The sequence below is a fragment of the Paraglaciecola aestuariivivens genome (genome assembly GCF_052983255.1).
Genome location: NZ_JBRKBA010000002.1, coordinates 368,070 through 385,954 on the forward strand (window position 1 = coordinate 368,070; position 17,885 = coordinate 385,954).

Genomic DNA, 17,885 nt, shown 5'->3' on the forward strand with positions numbered 1-17,885 from the left:
TACCTATTCGTTATGCTCATCTTCTTCTGGGGCTTTTAACTTAGCGGGCTTTAATTTAATAACTGGTGTTTGCAAGATCAGGCTGTTGGGGTAGGTGATGAGGTCGCCATCGGCGTGTCTAATTAGTACATGGAAGGTGGTTATCTCTTCTATCATGCCCACCAAATCAAAATCTTTGTTGGCGATTTTTACCGTGTCTCCCACTCGGTAAGGAAAGTTAAAAAAGATTAAAATGCCAGCTGTGACATTGCTCAAGATAGACCACTGAGCAAACAAGGCTATACCTAATACGGCAAAAGCCGAAGATAAAAACACGGTAAATTTACCGTAATCTATGCCTAATGTAATAGAGCCAATAATAAAAAAGCCAATAAGGTGAGTGAGCAATAATATTTGCCTAACCATTAATTTACGTTTTAATGTGGCTTTTTTGTGTTTAGCAAAACGTTCGAATGCGGCTATTACCCATCTGCGGGTAATTAAAAATAAAATAAGAATCAGTAATAATAAAAACCAGTTGTAGGTCATGGTCGGTCCTTAAACCTTATTGCGCTTTGCTATCTTTAGGCATGATCGAGTATTTATGCCAATACGGCAAGCAAGAATGTAAAACTATTTTACTAGGGCAAACTTAAAGTTAATGCCTTGACTCTTTGCTAAAAATGCTCACACTGCCATGCCATTAAAATAGCCCTGCAATAAAAAGAGTTTAAACTAAATGCAAACCGATATTTGTTATCAATTTAACTTGGCTCAAAATGCCAATCGATTTTTGAATGAGTTAAAACATTGGCCGGTTGCAAAAGTACAAGCCAAGCTCTTTGAAGGCTCAGAGTCGGTAAAAGTAAGTTATCAATTTGACGGCATGGGTTTTGATTACACCCTATCTGAGTTAGACAATTTGGCGGCAAAATATGCTGGTGTTGAACTCTAAAGCTGGCTGATAATCGCTTTCAATTAGGCAAAAAAAGAGATCCAAATGGATCTCTTAAAGTACTCTTGGGAGGAGTTGTTTTCTCTGAAGACGAACATCAAAACAAAATACCTTTTTGTTTCAATATCCTTACATCAATATAGACAACAAAGATGACAAAAAAATTTCATCTAATATTAAAATAAATCGCCTATAAATCTTACCTGCAAAAATTAGTCAGAAAAATTCATAAGTGCAAATTATTTACCTGAAATATTCTGGCAATAGAGCACGGCTTTAAAAACAATTCATACAAGTCTGTTTTGTATTAAGCAATATGTTCGAAACAAAAGGTTACAAAGGCAAAATAAACTTTTATTGATGGTTTGAGTCTCAGCATCAAGACGTTTACTCAAGGAATAGCCATGCCAACTAAACTTTCGTTCAAACAAGTAATAAAAGAAAACCTAGGATTTTTACTCTTTGTTTTAGTGTTATTTGCCTCACGCAGTAGTTTTGCTGATTGGTATGTAGTTCCCACAGGTTCAATGTTGCCCACTATAGTGGAGGGAGATCGTATTCTGGTGGATAAAATGGCTTATCGTTTAGAACTGCCTTTTACAGATATTGAAATCATGCAAACCGGTCAACCTAAACGTGGTGATATTGTGGTTTTTACTTCAAAAAAAGCCGGTAATAGATTAGTTAAAAGATTGATTGGTGAGCCTGGTGATAGAGTGGCCATGAGAAACAATCAGTTGATTATAAATGGCAAAAAAGTACGTTATACAAAGACTAACCATGCTCAAGGAAAAATCGAACATTTAGGTAAAATTGAACATAAGGTGCAATTTATGCCAGTGGCCAATGCCATACACAGTTTTGCTGAAGTGACGGTGCCACAAGGGCATTACTTGGTCTTAGGTGATAACAGAAATAACAGTGCAGATTCACGTTTTTATGGTTTTGTGCCAGCTATCGAGATTCAAGGCAAAGCGAATAAGGTGTTGGTATCTTTAGATGCTGAAAATTATTATTTGCCGCGCACTGAGCGCTTTAATATTCCTTTGATCTAATACACCTTATTCTTAGTTCTTAGGCCCTGTTATAGGTTAGGAGGTTTCTATGTGTAAGTGATAACCAGCATACTTACGCATATTAATCACTCTGTCGTTATCTAACATCAGATATTGCCCTTTGATGCCAACTAGTGTTCCCTCAAAGCTTAGTTCTTTATCTAGATTAATAGACTTAACTTTTTCGGGGTATTGGCTGACTGGGTAATGAATATCTATGGCTGGTGAGTCGGTTATGCCTATTGCCTGAAAGCCATACTCTTCAATGATTTCGTCTAGCTCAGGTTCAACTTGCTCCAGCAAGGACTCTTTTAGCGCCACTAGGTCAACTTGCTCGGGTTGGCTTTTTAACATGGTGCGCCAGTTTGTTTTGTCGGCAATATGTGCTTTAAAGGCAGTTTCTACTAGGCCACTGGTCAATCTATTTTGTACCCGCATGATAGCAATGGCTTGGGTGGCACCTTGATCTATCCAACGGCTAGATACCCCGTCTGTTACGTGTCGAGTAATTCCCACTTTAATGGTGCCAGTATTGGCCAAATACACAAAATGATCAGATAAACAGTTGGCTTCGCCCCATTCAGGTTCGCGGCAAGTACCCGCATCATAATGGCAAAGTTCGGGTTTGATTATGCAAGTATCACACTGAGCGAGTTTGGTTAAACAACGATAGCAATAGCCTTGATTAAAGCTTTTTTTGGTTTTCGTGGCGCAATGTACACAATGTATTTCGCCAGCATATTTTACTTGAATATTTTCGCCAATTAGCGCGTTCATATTAATGCTGCTGTCACCAACGGGTAATTGGTATTGAGCTAGGTTATCTTGATTGGTGCTAACGCGCATTTTGCGAATGTTGCCCTGGTAAATGGTCATAAAAAAACTGAACCCTATAAAAACAAAAACTATGGGAGTCAAAATACCATGTGCTTTGGGCTAAGCAATCAATTCTTGCTTGAATAATTTATTTATCTTGGATCTTTCTTGTTTTCTGGGCATGATGACCCAAGCTATAAAGAGAGTGTAAAAAAAATGTAATTAAAGCAAAGAGGAAATTCTATGAAAATAAATGTTTCAGGTCATCATTGCGATATCACAGAGTCTGTAAAAGAAGATATTCAACAAAAGTTTTCTAAAATCGCCAATCATTTTCCAAGTTTAATCGCTTTAGATATCATAGTAACCAAAGAGCACGGAGAGTTTAGTGCTGAAGTCTCTACCAAATACGAAGGAAGCAGTATAGCCGTTCGAGGCAAAGGTGCTGTGATGTATCCTGCCATTTCTCAAGCCTGTAAAAAATTAGATGCAGCGCTGAAACACCGTAAAGGGCAACTTAAAGGCGACTTACACGAAAAGCCAGTTGTGACCACCCCAGAAATCGCCCATGAAATCATTCAAGGCATGGATTTAAGTTAATTTACTCAATTTTGGCACTTAACTTTTAAAGGTAAGTGCCATCCCTAGTTTTATACATTCCGAATAAAATTCATTTTGTAGTTTATTTGTGCAGTCTAGTTTGCTTATCATACCCTTTGTATATTTTTTGATTTAACGCGCAAATGGACTTTTGAGTTAATGTCGCAACTACAAATATTATCTTTATTAAAACAGCACTTTTCAGATCCTTGTATAACCAAACAGGAAGTTGTGCAATCGCTATGGAGTGGATATGGCGAAATTGCACGGTATTTTAGTCCGCGACTCGATCAGTCAATAATCGTTAAACATATCGATCCTGTGCGCCAGCCAAAACATCCTAAAGGTTGGAATACTCAAACCAGTCATTTACGAAAATTACACTCTTACCAAGTGGAAGGGGCGTTTTATAAATTCTATGCAGACCAGTGTGATCTCGATTGTAAAGTGCCTAACCTGCTTACTTCTTTTAATCAAAATCAGCAGCAAGTTTTAGTTTTAACTGATTTAGACAGCCTGGGTTTTTCAGTTAGAAAAAGCACCGCATCAAATGATGATATAAAACATGGCATCAAATGGTTGGCAAATTTTCACGCGCGTTTTTTTCAGCATCAAGCGCAAGACCTATGGCCTATTGGCTGCTACTGGCATTTAGCAACTCGGCAAGATGAGCTGGCTGCCATGCAAGACGGCCCGTTAAAACAACATGCGCAGCAAATAGATCAAGCCCTTAACCAAGCTAAGTTTCAAACCTTAGTGCATGGGGATGCTAAGTTAGCTAACTTTTGTTTTCCTGATGATCGCCAAAGTGACAGACTCGCCGCAGTAGATTTTCAATATGTAGGTAAAGGAGTAGGGGTAAAAGATTTGGCTTACTTTTTAGGCTCTTGTTTAGCTGAGGCAGATTTATTTGCCTTAGAACAACCTTTAGTCGATTGCTACTTTAGCTACTTAAAACAAGGACTTGAACATTACCAACAGGATCTAGATTGGTCAGCTTTAGAGTCTGAGTGGCGCAGACTGTATGATTTTGCTTGGGCAGACTTTTATCGATTTTTATTAGGCTGGAGTCCTGAGCACTTTAAAATTAACGCTTATATGCAAGAACGAGCTGAGCGGGTAATTACAAATTTATAAGTAAGGCCCTTGCATCTTAGACCGTTTGATTTATGGTGAGCAAACAAAAATCAGACTGATCTAACCCACCTTCTACTCCCATTCATTTGGCCATGGGCAAATAGCAAAAAGTGGTTAGGCCCTAATGACTAAGAGAACCCTATTGTCTTCAGCAAAAACCAGCGAAATAATGAAGTGGCTGTTTGGCCAACTTATCCCCTATAAAAGTAAAGTTGCTTATGCCCTAAGTGCACTATTGGTAGGAGCAGGCGCTTGGTTACTGTTAGGCCAAGGCATTAAGTTAGTCGTAGATAACGGGTTTGTGGCGAATAACGCAGAACACCTAAATCAGGCAATGTTGATGATATTGGGCATTGCTTTAATTGGCAGCTTGGCCACCTACTTTCGCTTTTATTGGATGATTTGGTTAGGCGAAAGAGTTAGCGCTGATATTAGACTACAAGTGTTTAGTCATTTATTAACTTTATCACCAGCTTTTTTTGCTAAAACTCGTACCGGAGAGGTGATTTCACGTTTTACTGCTGATACCACTTTATTGCAATCTGTTGTTGGTATGGGCTTATCCATGGGCTTAAGAGCCAGTATTACCTTTATTGGAGCTTTAGCTTTAATGTTGGTTTCTAGTCCAATCTTAACTTTGTATGTGTTGGTGGCTGTTCCAGTGGTTTTGTTGCCTATTAAAATATTCGGTAAAAAGGTGCGAATTCACGCCAAAAACAGCCAAGATAAAGTGGCTGATGTAGGGGCATACGTAGACGAAACTCTACATGAAATCCATACAGTACAAGCATACGGCCACGAAGATATTGATAAACAGCATTTTACCTCGCGTATCGAAAGCGTGATGCAGGCTGCCCAATTAAGAATTAAATACCGTGCTTTGTTAGTGGCAGTGATTATTGGCATAAGTATATTGGCCATAACTATTGTGGCCTGGGTTGGGGCGCAGCAAGTGTTACAACAAAAGTTAAGCGCAGGGGAGTTAACGGCTTTTATGTTTTACGCAGTTTTAGCTGGTGGCGCGGTGGCAACTATTAGCGAAGTGCTAGGTGAAATTCAAAAAGCCGCTGGAGCCAGCGAAAGGTTGTTAGAGCTTTTACAAACCCCTAGTAGCATCTCATCTTTAGCACAAAGCAACCCCTTAGTGAGCAAGAGTATTCCAGATATACAGCTGAATGGACTAGTTTTTAGTTATCCGCTAGCCAACAATATCACTGTGCTAAAGGATATTAACTTACGTATTAAAAGTGGTGAGCGTGTTGCTTTAGTGGGGGCAAGTGGCGCAGGTAAGTCAACGTTGTTTCAATTGCTTTTGCGTTTTTATGATGTGACCCAAGGGCAAATATTGTTAGGCAATCAAGATATTCGCCAATTGGATATTAGCGAGTTAAGACAGCAATATGCTTTGGTTCCACAAGAGTCGGTAATATTTGCAGCCAGTGTAAGTGAAAACATTGCTTACGGACGACCAAACGCCAGCCAATCAGAGATCCAGTTAGCGGCAAAAGCTGCTTGTGCAGACGAGTTTATTCAGGCTTTACCTCAAGCCTATGATACCTATTTAGGTGAACGAGGGGTGCGCTTATCTGGTGGTCAAAAACAACGTATTGCCATAGCTAGGGCAATGTTGGCAGATCGTCCAATACTGCTTCTAGACGAAGCAACCAGCTCGCTTGATGCAAGCAGTGAACAACAAGTAAAACTGGCGCTCGAAAGGCTAATGCAAGGCAAAACATCTTTGGTCATTGCGCATAGGTTAGCCACTGTTATTAATGCTGATCGCATAATAGTTTTAGATAAAGGTCAAATTGTGGCCATAGGTAATCATCAAGACTTATTGGCTAGCAATGCTTTGTATCGCGAATTTGCCCAATTGCAATTTGTTAGTTAAGGCATGTTTAAAGCAAATAAGAACATTTAATCGGAAAAAGCTAGTGAGTTCACCTTCAATCAACTAAGTATGTTGGAGCAAATGTTCTTTGCTTAAAGAAATTTACTTATCAAAGTGAATCGAGTCGGTTAGCATGTTCTTTCATTCACATCAGGACATTTATTTTGGCATCTATTTTTTCATTTTCAGGTTTGTTTTTGTCTGCTTCTGTTATGCTGCTGTCTACTGAGCTTGCAGCCCAAGAAACCAACACTAACCCAGAAACAAACTTTGCTGCTTGTCTTAGTGGTTTGCAAAAGCAAGCTTTAGAGGCGGGGGTTTCTAGTACAACCACTACCGATATTTTAGGCAAGATTCAGCCCTTACCTAAAATTCTAGGGTACGACCGTAATCAACCAGAGTTTGTGCAAACCTTTGTAGGCTATTTTTCGAAACGCGTGACAGACTGGCGTATTAATAAAGGGCGAGAAAAGTTAGCTGAGCATAAAGAGTTTTTAGCAAAATTGACCCAGACATATGGTGTGCCTGGCCATTATTTAATGGCGTTTTGGGGCCTAGAAACTAATTTTGGCGGAATTAAAGGCAAAATCCCTACCTTGGCTGCGTTAACCACTTTAGCCTGTGATCAACGCAGAAGTACCTTCTTTTCTAAAGAATTAGTCCAAGCTCTTTTATTATTAGAGCGAGACAATTTATCTCCAGAACAAATGATTGGCTCTTGGGCTGGGGCTATGGGGCATACTCAATTTATGCCTACCGCTTATATTAAGTATGCCAAAGACGGTGATAACGATGGCAAGATTGATCTTTGGAATAATGAACTTGATGCCTTAGCCTCGGCTGCACACTTTTTGCAGCAGTTGGGTTGGAAGTCTGGGTTTAAGTGGGGGCGAGAAGTACAATTGCCTGATGATTTTAATTATGTGTTAGCAGGTAAAAAACAAACCAAAGCTTTAACATTTTGGGCACAGCAAGGTGTGACTCAAACCAATGGCCAAGCGTTAGACACTAGCGATATTCAAGCTTCATTACTTATCCCAGCTGGGCATACAGGTTCAGCCTTTTTAGTGTATTCGAACTTTGATGTGATACTAGGTTGGAACAATTCTGAATATTACGGGATCGCAGTTGGGCACTTAGCCGATCGCATAGCAGGTAAGTCGAGTTTATCTAAACCTTTGCCTGAACTGCCTAATTATACCTTAGATGAAATGAAACAATTTCAAGAAAATCTGAACAGCTTAGGATTTGATGTGGGGGTAGCTGACGGTATTTTAGGGCCAGCTACGCGTACTGGGGTACGTGCCTTTCAAGCAAAACATAACCTAATTGCTGATGGCTATCCTTCTCAAGCAACAGTTGCCGCAGTTAAACAGGCCATTAGCCAGCAGCTAGATATCTAAGCTAGCAATATTTCACACTTAAATTTCTAATCATTGATCGAAGTTTTAGCAGTACATAAATTCCATTATGTACTGCTAAGGCTTGCTAGGTTTTCTGGCGCGAATTTTTGACATTAGATAAACCTCTGCTAAAACAAGACTATAGATCCGATACACTTAGCTACTTTGGTAGAATATCAAAAAGTGAATTCTCTGTTATGGTTTACCTAATAGTCATCAGAAATTAATTGCATGGATGAAGAGAGATTAAAAAAACGTTATGACAGAGAGCGGCAGGCGAGACTTGCAGCCGAGGCTTTGCTTGAGCAAAAGTCATTAGAGTTATTTAAGCGTAATCAAGAGTTAGAAGAGTTAAAAGACAACCTTGAGCTTAAAGTCATAGCCAGAACTTACGAAGTCGAAAAAGCTAAAGAAGATGCAGATAGGGCAAATCATGCCAAAACTCAATTTTTAGCTAATATGAGTCACGAGATCCGCACTCCTCTAACTGCCATAATTGGTTTTGCAGAGATGATATTGCAGCAAGACCTCAATCCCCAAGACAGTCAAAAATACCTGAATACTATTATTAGAAGTGGACGTCACCTCAGTGCTTTACTAGGGGAAATACTTGACGTAAGTAACATCGAAACTGATAGATTAAGCATTAATCCAGAACGCTTTAATCTACCCCAACTGTTACAAGATATTGAGCAAGTTTATGAATTGAATTGTTTACATAAACAATTAGATTTCAGTTTAAAACTAGACTCTAGTGTACCGGTCTGGCTGACAGCCGATCCGTTGCGATTAACCCAAGTTCTTAATCACCTACTCAGCAATGCCATTCGCTATACAGATCAAGGTAGTGTGAGTTTAAATATTGCTTTTGACGCAGCGCAACAATTATTAACTTTTGATGTAATAGATACAGGTGAAGGGGTAGCTGAACACAAACAAGCACTGATATTTGAATCTTTTCAACAAGATAACCCAAGCAAAATGCATAATTTAGAAGGCGCAGGGTTAGGGTTATATTTAGCCAAAAATTTAACTGAATTAATGGGGGGGAAGTTAACTATTAATTCGACAGTTGGGCAAGGTTCGACATTTTCATTTTCTATAAAATGCCATGCACAAGAAGGAGAATGTCACTCTTTAACTGATACTGAACAAAGTCATAGTCAACTTATTTCCATCCCTAAGTTACAAGGGCAAGTGTTATTGGTTGAAGACAATAAATTGAACCAAGAATTGATTATGCTGCATTTAGAAAAAACAGGGGTGCAGGTTGACCTAGCCGAAAATGGTGAACTAGGCATTCAAAAAGTTTTGTCTGGCGCCTACGATCTAGTGCTAATGGATATTCAAATGCCAATTATGGACGGCAAACAAGCCTTGCAGTCACTGCGGCAATTAGGCATTAACTTACCTATTTATGCGCTAACAGCCAATGTAATGTCTGATGATATTAAAATCTATGACTCCTTAGGGTTTAACGGCACCTTAAGTAAACCTATAGAGTTGCCTTTGCTCTATAAAATACTGAATAAACATCTAAAAGTTGGTCAAAGCGCGACTTTATCTAAATTTGTGCCTACTCCAGAAATAACGGCTTTATTTTACGCTGAGTTAACAAAGCAACACAAAATGTTAGACCAATCTATTCAGCAGTCTAACTATCAAGAATTAACTCACTTATCCCATGTTATCAAAGGTGCTGCGGCTACATTTGGTTACGACGAACTTGGGCAATTGGCCGATCAGGCGTTATTGTCACTTAGAAAAAAAGAATATAAGCAAGGTTTGACACTTTGCACTAAATTAAGAACAAGCATAACGGAAGTATTAGATGAGCATATATCTTAACATTTTGATTGTAGATGACGTGGAATATAGCAGGCAGATATTACGTGCTGCGTTATTGGCCTGTATTCACGAGCAAGATGTAGATATTAAACCCACTTTTTTTAATTCTTCTAACGGAGAAGGGATCCCAGATTTCATCAATAGCCAAAATATCAATATAGTGTATTTAGACATTGATTTGCCGGGTAAAAGTGGACTAGAGACCTTAAAAGAAATTCGACAAATTTACGGCGAAGTGATGGTGGTAATGGTCTCTGGCGAAAGCTCTGCCGACAATGTGACCCAAGCCATCAAAAGTGGCGCTAATGGCTTTGTGGTAAAACCCTTTAATTCAAAACGCATCGAAGAAACCTTACAAAATTACCTTAAAAAGGAAAAGCTACTATGAAAGGCATAGTCTTTACCGAATTTATGGATATGGTGGCCGAGGTCTTTTCAGAAGATATATTAGAGGAGGTTATCGAACTTAGCGACTTACCCAATGACGGAGCATATACAGCAGTAGGCACATACAGTCATCAAGAAATAGTCAGAATGACCACCCATTTAAGTCAGTTAGTTGATCTGCCAGTATCAAGTTTATTAGAAGCCTTTGGACAGCACCTATTTGGCCGTTTTTATCAAAAGTATCCAGTGTTTTTTGAAATTACTCGTACTCCATTTTCATTTTTACAAAACGTTGACAGTTATATCCATGTAGAAGTAAAAAAACTTTATCCAGATGCTGAGTTACCGCGCTTTTATTGTGATCTACAATCGGAAAACCATTTAACCATGTATTATCTATCTTCTCGGCACTTTGAAGACTTAGCAATAGGATTAATAAAAGGCTGTTTAGCGCATTTTAATACAGATGCCGAAGTCACCAAAAAGCCAGGCGCTTTTAAAGGCCAAGACGCCATTGAAATACATATAGTGTTAACTAATAAGGCTTAGAACATGTTTAAAGTAACGCAAAACTTGCCAGTACTTAATGCGCGCCGATCAAATGTCTTAATAATTGTCTGAATTGAAAATCGTTTAATATTGAAATATCTGCTATAATCCCGCCGATTTTTTGACCAGCTTTAGTTTTCTCGTTACTACTGCGTTTTAGTTGTTTTATTTAGAGGGCATCATGCCAACCATTCAACCTGTTTCTCGCTCTAAGCCTGTGGCCCGTATGAAAGCCGAACGTGGCTTGTTTTCATTCCCTAAGTACTGGGCGGAATGTTTTGAACCTGCCCCCTTTTTGCCTATGTCTCGTGGAGAAATGGATCAATTAGGCTGGGATAGCTGCGACATTATTATTGTTACTGGCGATGCCTACATTGACCATCCTAGTTTTGGGATGGCGGTTATTGGGCGAACCTTAGAAGCCCAAGGTTTTAGAGTAGGGATTATTTCGCAGCCCAATTGGCATAGCAAAGATGACTTTATGCAATTAGGCGAGCCTAATTTATTTTTTGGGGTGACTGCTGGCAACATGGACTCCATGATCAACCGTTATACTGCTGATCGAAAATTACGTCATGATGATGCATACACACCAAATAACGAAGGCGGAAAACGTCCAGATCGAGCCGTAACGGTTTACACTCAGCGTTGCAAAGAAGCCTACAAAAAACCGGTTATTATTGGCGGCATAGAAGCCAGTTTACGGCGTATTGCTCATTACGATTATTGGTCTGACAAAGTGCGCCGTAGTGTATTGTTTGACTCAAAAGCCGACATGTTGATGTTTGGTAATGCCGAGCGTCCATTGCTTGAAATGGCCCATCGTTTTGCCTCTGGAGAAAGCATTGAGCAAATGCACGATATTCGTGGTACCGCTGTTATTCGAAAAGAGCCTTTACCTGGCTGGCAAGGAGTAGATTCGACCCATCTAGATACCATAGGCAAAATCGACCCCATTATTAGTCCATACGAAAACATAGAAGAAAAATGTGCGGTGTCGTCGGAAGAAGACAAACAAGCGGCCATAGATGCGCAAAAAGCTCAGCCCATAGTAGTGCAGCCATTTACCTCTAAAACTAAACGAGTTAAACCTTGGGATAAAACCTATGTGTTGTTGCCACCCTACGATGTGGTGCGCGCTGAGAAAACCCATTACGCACACACCTCGCGTATTTTGCATAAAGAAACCAACCCAGGATGCGCGCGCGCTTTAGTGCAGCGCCATGGCGACAGGATAGTGTGGATCAATCCACCTGCTTACCCGCTAGAAACCGAAGAAATGGATGCGGTATTTGATTTGCCTTATGCCCGCGTACCTCATCCAAGTTACGGCAAAGCTAAAATTCCTGCTTACGACATGATTAAAACCTCGGTGAATATCATGCGAGGATGTTTTGGTGGTTGTACTTTTTGTTCTATTACCGAACACGAAGGCCGAGTGATCCAAAGTCGTTCTGAAGAATCCATCATTCGCGAAATCGAGCAAATTCGTGACAAAGTGCCTGGCTTTACTGGGGTGATTTCAGATTTAGGTGGCCCCACAGCCAATATGTATAAATTGCGCTGTAAAAGCCCCAAAGCAGAACAAGCTTGTAGAAGGCTGTCTTGTGTATGGCCTGAAATTTGTGGTCATTTAGATACCGACCAAACCCCAACGGTAGAACTATACCGCAAAGCGCGCGATGTAGAAGGAGTGAAAAAAGTATTGATCGCTTCTGGGGTACGTTACGACTTGGCCATAGAAGACCCAAATTATGTGCGCGAATTAGTCACCCATCATGTGGGAGGGTACTTAAAAATTGCCCCAGAACACACAGAAAAAGCTCCATTAGATAAAATGATGAAACCGGGCATGGGGACTTATGACAGATTTAAAGAACTATTCGACAAATACACCAAAGAAGCGGGCAAAGACCAATACTTAATCCCGTACTTTATATCGGCGCACCCGGGCACCAAAGACGAAGACATGCTTAATTTGGCGCTATGGTTAAAAGCCCGTAATTTTAAGTTAGATCAAGTACAAAACTTTTATCCTTCGCCAATGGCCAATGCCACTACTATGTATCACACCAATAAAAATCCGATACATAAAGTGACGCACAAAAGTGAAGTGGTTGAAGTACCTAAGGGTGAAATTCATCGCCGCTTACACCGCGCGTTTTTACGTTATCACGACCCAGCAAACTGGCCATTATTACGTAAAACCCTAAAGGAAATGGGCAAAGCTCATCTTATTGGCAACTCGCCAACCTGTTTAGTGCCTGCTGAAAGCCGTAATGAATTACGCGGACGAGAACAAAAAGAATACGCTAAACGTTCGGTTAACAAAGCCTATGCCAAAGGCAAATCGGCTAATGCGGCAAAAGCACAAAAAGGCCTAACCCGGTTTAGTGACAACCAACCTCACAATGAAGCCGCAAAAAGTAAAAAGCCTAAGGGGCAAAGAAGAAAAGTCCGTTAATTTTTACGCCTTTTAGTTACAAATCAACAAACCACTAGCTAAATATCTAGTGGTTTTTTTTGTAGTCAAAATGAGTAAAAGAATAACTTGGTAGCTTTAGGCTTTATGGGTAAAACAGTCACTTTATAACAAAGTGACTGTTAATGTTTTGAAGGCCTAACGGTTGATAATGGTATTTGCTATTAGGTTAGCATTACCCTAGTTGAGGGCCAGCTGCAGTTAGGGCTAGGCCTTCTTGGTTATCAGTGAATTTAGTAAAGTTATCGATAAATAAAGTTGCTAGTTTTTGTGCTTCTTTATCCCAGTCTTCTAGCTGAGCATAGGTGTTTCTTGGATCTAAAATATGGCTATCCACACCAGTTAACGCTTTTGGAAAGGCCAAGTTAAAGTATGGCATTATTTCGCATTCTGCCTGTTCTACTTCACCATTTAAAATCGCATTAATTATGGCGCGTGTAGCCGCAAGGCTGATACGTTTTCCTGTGCCATTCCAACCTGTGTTTACTAAATATGCACTGGCCCCAGAAGCGGCCATGCGTTGCTCTAACACTTGGGCATATTGGGTAGGGTGTAAGCTTAAAAAGGCTTGACCAAAGCATGATGAAAAGGTTGGGGTTGGTTGAGTTATGCCGCGTTCAGTACCTGCAAGTTTGGCAGTAAAGCCAGACAAATAATGGTACTTTGCCTGTTCGCTAGTTAAACGCGAAACTGGCGGGAAAACACCAAAGGCATCGGCAGTTAGAAAAATAACCTTTTTAGCATGACCAGCTTTACTCACGCCCATAACACGGTTTTTAATATGTTCTATGGGGTAAGATACTCGGGTGTTTTCGGTTTTACTATTGTCGCTATAATCAGGGGTGCTGCCATTTACTACTACATTTTCTAACAATGCGTTACGCTTAATTGCTTGATAGATTTCTGGCTCTTTGGCTGGATCTAAATCTATGGTTTTGGCATAACAACCCCCTTCAAAATTGAAAATACCATCGTCATCCCAACCGTGTTCGTCATCGCCTATTAATGCGCGGTTTGGATCGGCTGATAAGGTAGTTTTTCCGGTGCCAGATAATCCAAAAAAGATAGCGGTATCCCCTTGTTTTCCTACATTGGCTGAGCAATGCATAGAGGCGATACCTTGCAAAGGTAAAAAGTAGTTCATCATAGAGAACATGCCTTTTTTCATTTCGCCACCGTACCAGGTGCCGCCAATCAGTTGCATTTTTTCAGTTAAATTAAAAGCTACAAAGGTTTCAGAGTTGGTTTGATGGGCTTTAAAGTCAGGATCGCTGGTTTTAGACGCATTCATCACCACAAAGTCGGGTTCGAAATCATCTAGCTGTTGCTGGCTTGGGCGAATAAACATATTTTTGACAAAGTGCGCTTGCCAAGCCACTTGCATAACAAAACGTACTTTTAGTGCAGTGTTTTGGTTGGCACCACAAATGGCATCTACTACATATAACTTGCTGTTAGACAGTTGCGACTGGCAGATTTTCTTTAGTGCTTGCCAAGTCTCTGGGCTCATAGGTTTGTTGTCATTTTTATTGCTGTCAGTTCGCCACCACACAGTATCTTTGGTGGTTTGGTCTTGCACTATGAACTTATCTTTAGGTGAACGCCCTGTATAAATGCCAGTGTCTACATTAATTGCCCCTGAGTCTGTAATAGTGCCTTTTTCGTATCCAGTTAAATTAGCATCTGTTTCGGCTTCAAATAGTTCGTCATAGCTGGGGTTGTGGATAATCTGATTAATATTTTCAAGACCAATAGAAGTTAAATGTGCGCGAACTTTATCGAGTCTGGTATTACTAGAAATTGGGGCGGAAGTGGTCATTTTATGTCCATTAGTCTTAGTCTGAATTATTTTGCTATTTTAAAGATAAAAAAAGCATAAGAATAGTTCCAGCCCAGTATCTTACCTAGGTCAAATTGGCACTATTTTTATACACTCTAAGAGGTTTGTGTGAATTTTGAGCAGTTTTTCGTGGTAAATCGAAAATAAACCATGCAAATTTGCTGCGTATATGACACATTGACGAGGTTTTTGAAAATATGCTTAGAGGTAAATGAGCTAAGTAGACAAGTATTTTTTAAGATGCATCGACTCTTTTTTTGCTCAAATAACCTCCATTCCAGTGTTTTTGATCCATTCACTGATTTAAAACATATCAATGCTTTAGCAACAAATTTAGCAGTCAAACTTGCAAGGGGTTAAATGCAGCGCAAATTAACCAAGTTGTTACATACAATGCTATTTATAGGTTGTTCTGTGTGGGTAACATGTCAGGCCTTAGCGTCAGTGCCGCTAAATCAATTGACATTTATTACCGAAAGCAGCGCTTCGTATAATTTTGTACGTGATGGCAAGTTGCAAGGACCCGCAGTCGATCTGTTATTGGCCGCTTCTCAATACTTAAACTCGCCAATTCAGCGAGATGATATTTTAGTTTTACCTTGGTCAAGAGGCTTTAAACAAGCCATTGAAGGGCCAAACAAAGTATTGTTTAGTACCATACGAACCTCAGAGCGCGAAGCTAAATTTCAATGGGTTGGACCTATTGCCACCGAAAGTGATGTGTTAATTGCTGCCAAATCTCGCAAGCTTGTTATTGCCGATCCTAAACAAATGAAAGACTACCTAACTGGTGCCGTTAGAGGAGATGTAGGGGAAGAAATATTGCTTTCTGAAGGGGTTCCTATGCGCAGCATAGTATTGCTGAGTCATTCAACTAATTTGGGCAAAATGTTAGCAATGGGGCGCATAGATTTATGGATATTTGGGGAAGATGGTTGGCGCGAATCGCTGCTAGCATCCAATTTAAACCCCAATGACTTTGAAGTGGTTTACCGTTTCCCCGCCAAAAGATATTACTTTGCCCTTAGTCAAGATGTAGATAAACACACAGTACAAAAATTACAAAATGCAGTAGAAAAGGTTTTGCAATTACACCAGCTTAACTTTTAGTTCTGCTGGGGTTGATTTGTATAGTGTTTTCGAGAATAAACATAAATCAAACCGCCAACTAATCCAGCCAAACTTTGACAAATTACCCCCAAGCTAGAGCGCGCACTGGCCAGTAAGGTAATGTTTAAAATGGGGTACATAGCCCAAAGTGCAACTACTATGCTTGTGCCTCCTGCAGCAGCATAAAGCAAGTATGGGTTTAAATTAAAACGTTTTTGGCAAAGGTGCGCGACAATAAACCCAAGCAAAAAACTTAGGGCAATCACTATTCCGTAAGTAGGGTACAGGCCCAATAAGTCATCCAGGCTCATGCTTAACCTGTCTGCAATAGACACTTGCACGCCAACTTTTACAAGTTCTGCAATCACTAACTGACTATGCAATAAACTGGCTAATACAAATGCCATAATCACCGCCACCAAAAAGTGCGTACACTGCCTAAGAAGATATGTAATTTTCATCAAGTGTGATAAACCTACTATTTAAATTGAAAGCGATAATGAGTGAACTGCCGGTGAAGATCAATATTAGTAGCTGTTTAAACCCAAAAGAAACGGCCTTTGGTGGGAGGATGTTATGATTAAGCCTACTCTGCTATGGGCCTTGATGATGTTATTGAGTTTTCAGATTTTGGCCAATCCTAGCCCAAGCAGTTTTCCTAAATACCAACTGCAAGCCTTAGCAACTGATTTACATTTCCCTTGGTCTTTAGCGTTTTTGCCAAGTGGCGAGTGGTTAGTTACAGAGCGTAGCGGTCAATTATTAAAAATTAACCAAGACAAACAGGTTGAAGCGATTCAAGGCCTGCCCAAAGACATCTATGTTAAAGGACAAGGTGGGTTATTAGACGTTAGCTTGCATCCTAATTTTTCTCAGAACGCTTGGGTTTATTTGTCTTATGCAAGCGGCAGTGCCAACAGTAACGGCTTAAAAGTGATACGTGCAAAACTAGTTGGGAATAGCCTAACTGAAACCCAAGTTTTATTAAGGGTAATGCCTAATAAAGACACGCCTGTGCATTATGCAGGGCGCATGACATTTTTACCTGACCATAGCCTGTTAATAACCAGTGGTGATGGCTTTGATTATCGCGAAGATGCGCAAAGGCTTGATAGTTTATTAGGAAAAACGATTCGCATAAAAGACGACGGCAGCGCCATGCCAAATAACCCTTTTGTTAGTAACGATACTAAAGCTTTGCGTAATTATGTGTTTAGTTATGGACATAGAAACCATCAGGGCATAGTTTTTGATGCGAAACGCCAAGTGATTTTCTCTCACGAACATGGGCCAGAAGGCGGAGACGAACTCAATATCATCCAAGCGGGAGTCAATTATGGCTGGCCCGTGATTACCCATGGTCGAGACTACATAGGCGCCAGAATTAGCCCTTTTACCCATTATCCTAATATGCAACAACCCTTAGTCGATTGGACCCCGTCAATCGCGCCATCTGGTATGGCGGTGCATCAAGGGCAAATGTTCAATGAGCTAAATGGCGATCTTTTCGTTAGTGTGCTTAAGTTTAAACAAGTGCTTTGGTTAAAAATGAATGGTCTTGAAGTAGTCGAACAAATTCCGTTATTTACTGAACTAGGCCAAAGAATTCGCGATGTGCGTGTTGATGGTAACGGGGCTATTTATTTTTTAACTGATAGTGCCCAAGGTGCACTTTATCGGGTAATTGCTAAAAGTGATTAAAAAACAGGCCCCAATAAAGGGATATAAATATAGAAAATATTGGTTATAAATAAACAATTACTTATGCCAATTTAACTTTTGCACTTAAACCTTTATAATTACTTGTTATATTTTGAAGTTCTGGTGTTTTTG

At 40.0% G+C, this 17,885-nt stretch carries 16 protein-coding genes; 12 read left to right on the plus strand and 4 right to left on the minus strand.

Features of this window, described 5'->3' with window-relative positions; translation table 11 throughout:
- Positions 1–3 precede the first annotated feature (3 nt).
- Positions 4–528, minus strand: coding sequence for a mechanosensitive ion channel domain-containing protein (locus ACVCDT_RS04530; protein WP_447131560.1), 525 nt, complete (start codon positions 526–528; stop codon positions 4–6).
- A gap of 190 nt (positions 529–718) precedes the next feature.
- Between ACVCDT_RS04530 and ACVCDT_RS04535 the strand changes: the two genes are divergently transcribed.
- Together ACVCDT_RS04535 and lepB are read left to right on the plus strand one after the other, a co-directional pair.
- The gene (locus ACVCDT_RS04535; RefSeq protein ID WP_447131561.1) at positions 719–934 is read left to right on the plus strand and encodes a hypothetical protein; all 216 of its coding nucleotides are present in this window, start codon (positions 719–721) and stop codon (positions 932–934) included.
- Between the two features lie 404 nt (positions 935–1,338).
- On the plus strand, positions 1,339–1,989 hold the full coding sequence (gene lepB, locus ACVCDT_RS04540; protein ID WP_447131562.1) for a signal peptidase I: 651 nt from the start codon (positions 1,339–1,341) through the stop codon (positions 1,987–1,989).
- Positions 1,990–2,025: 36 nt separating this feature from the next.
- On the opposite strand, the gene ACVCDT_RS04545 is transcribed toward lepB, so the two are convergent.
- Positions 2,026–2,865 carry a DUF2797 domain-containing protein gene (locus ACVCDT_RS04545; RefSeq protein WP_447131563.1) on the minus strand — a complete coding sequence of 280 codons (840 nt, stop codon included), beginning with the start codon at positions 2,863–2,865 and terminating at the stop codon, positions 2,026–2,028.
- 183 nt (positions 2,866–3,048) lie between these two features.
- On the opposite strand from ACVCDT_RS04545, the gene hpf reads away from it, so the two are divergent.
- The 8 genes from hpf to ACVCDT_RS04585 all read left to right on the plus strand — a co-directional run bounded on the left by hpf (position 3,049) and on the right by ACVCDT_RS04585 (position 13,084).
- Complete coding sequence (gene hpf / locus ACVCDT_RS04550; protein WP_447131564.1) at positions 3,049–3,405, plus strand: ribosome hibernation-promoting factor, HPF/YfiA family; 357 nt, start codon at positions 3,049–3,051, stop codon at positions 3,403–3,405.
- 159 nt (positions 3,406–3,564) lie between these two features.
- Positions 3,565–4,542: an oxidoreductase family protein gene (locus ACVCDT_RS04555; RefSeq protein ID WP_447131565.1), complete on the plus strand. Its 978-nt coding sequence runs from the start codon at positions 3,565–3,567 to the stop codon at positions 4,540–4,542.
- A 124-nt stretch (positions 4,543–4,666) separates the two neighbouring features.
- On the plus strand, positions 4,667–6,433 hold the full coding sequence (locus ACVCDT_RS04560) for an ABC transporter transmembrane domain-containing protein (RefSeq protein WP_447131566.1): 1,767 nt from the start codon (positions 4,667–4,669) through the stop codon (positions 6,431–6,433).
- A 212-nt stretch (positions 6,434–6,645) separates the two neighbouring features.
- A complete protein-coding gene (locus tag ACVCDT_RS04565) occupies positions 6,646–7,836 on the plus strand; it encodes a lytic murein transglycosylase (RefSeq protein WP_447131678.1) in 1,191 nt (396 codons plus the stop codon).
- 231 nt (positions 7,837–8,067) lie between these two features.
- The gene (locus ACVCDT_RS04570; protein ID WP_447131567.1) at positions 8,068–9,684 is read left to right on the plus strand and encodes an ATP-binding protein; all 1,617 of its coding nucleotides are present in this window, start codon (positions 8,068–8,070) and stop codon (positions 9,682–9,684) included.
- The gene (locus tag ACVCDT_RS04575) at positions 9,668–10,072 is read left to right on the plus strand and encodes a response regulator (RefSeq protein WP_447131568.1); all 405 of its coding nucleotides are present in this window, start codon (positions 9,668–9,670) and stop codon (positions 10,070–10,072) included. The genes ACVCDT_RS04570 and ACVCDT_RS04575 overlap by 17 nt, the downstream gene beginning before the upstream one ends.
- On the plus strand, positions 10,069–10,620 hold the full coding sequence (locus tag ACVCDT_RS04580) for a heme NO-binding domain-containing protein (RefSeq protein ID WP_447131569.1): 552 nt from the start codon (positions 10,069–10,071) through the stop codon (positions 10,618–10,620). The genes ACVCDT_RS04575 and ACVCDT_RS04580 overlap by 4 nt, the downstream gene beginning before the upstream one ends.
- Positions 10,621–10,801: 181 nt before the next feature.
- On the plus strand, positions 10,802–13,084 hold the full coding sequence (locus ACVCDT_RS04585) for a YgiQ family radical SAM protein (protein WP_447131570.1): 2,283 nt from the start codon (positions 10,802–10,804) through the stop codon (positions 13,082–13,084).
- 193 nt (positions 13,085–13,277) lie between these two features.
- On the opposite strand, the gene pckA is transcribed toward ACVCDT_RS04585, so the two are convergent.
- Entirely contained in the window at positions 13,278–14,921 is a 1,644-nt protein-coding gene (gene pckA, locus ACVCDT_RS04590) for a phosphoenolpyruvate carboxykinase (ATP) (protein WP_447131571.1), read from the minus strand.
- A gap of 381 nt (positions 14,922–15,302) precedes the next feature.
- On the opposite strand from pckA, the gene ACVCDT_RS04595 reads away from it, so the two are divergent.
- Positions 15,303–16,052: a substrate-binding periplasmic protein gene (locus ACVCDT_RS04595; protein ID WP_447131572.1), complete on the plus strand. Its 750-nt coding sequence runs from the start codon at positions 15,303–15,305 to the stop codon at positions 16,050–16,052.
- Here ACVCDT_RS04595 and ACVCDT_RS04600 read toward each other — a convergent pair.
- Positions 16,049–16,459 carry a hypothetical protein gene (locus ACVCDT_RS04600; protein ID WP_447131573.1) on the minus strand — a complete coding sequence of 137 codons (411 nt, stop codon included), beginning with the start codon at positions 16,457–16,459 and terminating at the stop codon, positions 16,049–16,051. The two genes, ACVCDT_RS04595 and ACVCDT_RS04600, sit on opposite strands and share 4 nt — an antisense overlap.
- A gap of 169 nt (positions 16,460–16,628) precedes the next feature.
- On the opposite strand from ACVCDT_RS04600, the gene ACVCDT_RS04605 reads away from it, so the two are divergent.
- The gene (locus ACVCDT_RS04605) at positions 16,629–17,753 is read left to right on the plus strand and encodes a PQQ-dependent sugar dehydrogenase (RefSeq protein WP_447131574.1); all 1,125 of its coding nucleotides are present in this window, start codon (positions 16,629–16,631) and stop codon (positions 17,751–17,753) included.
- The last annotated feature ends 132 nt before the right edge of the window (positions 17,754–17,885 follow it).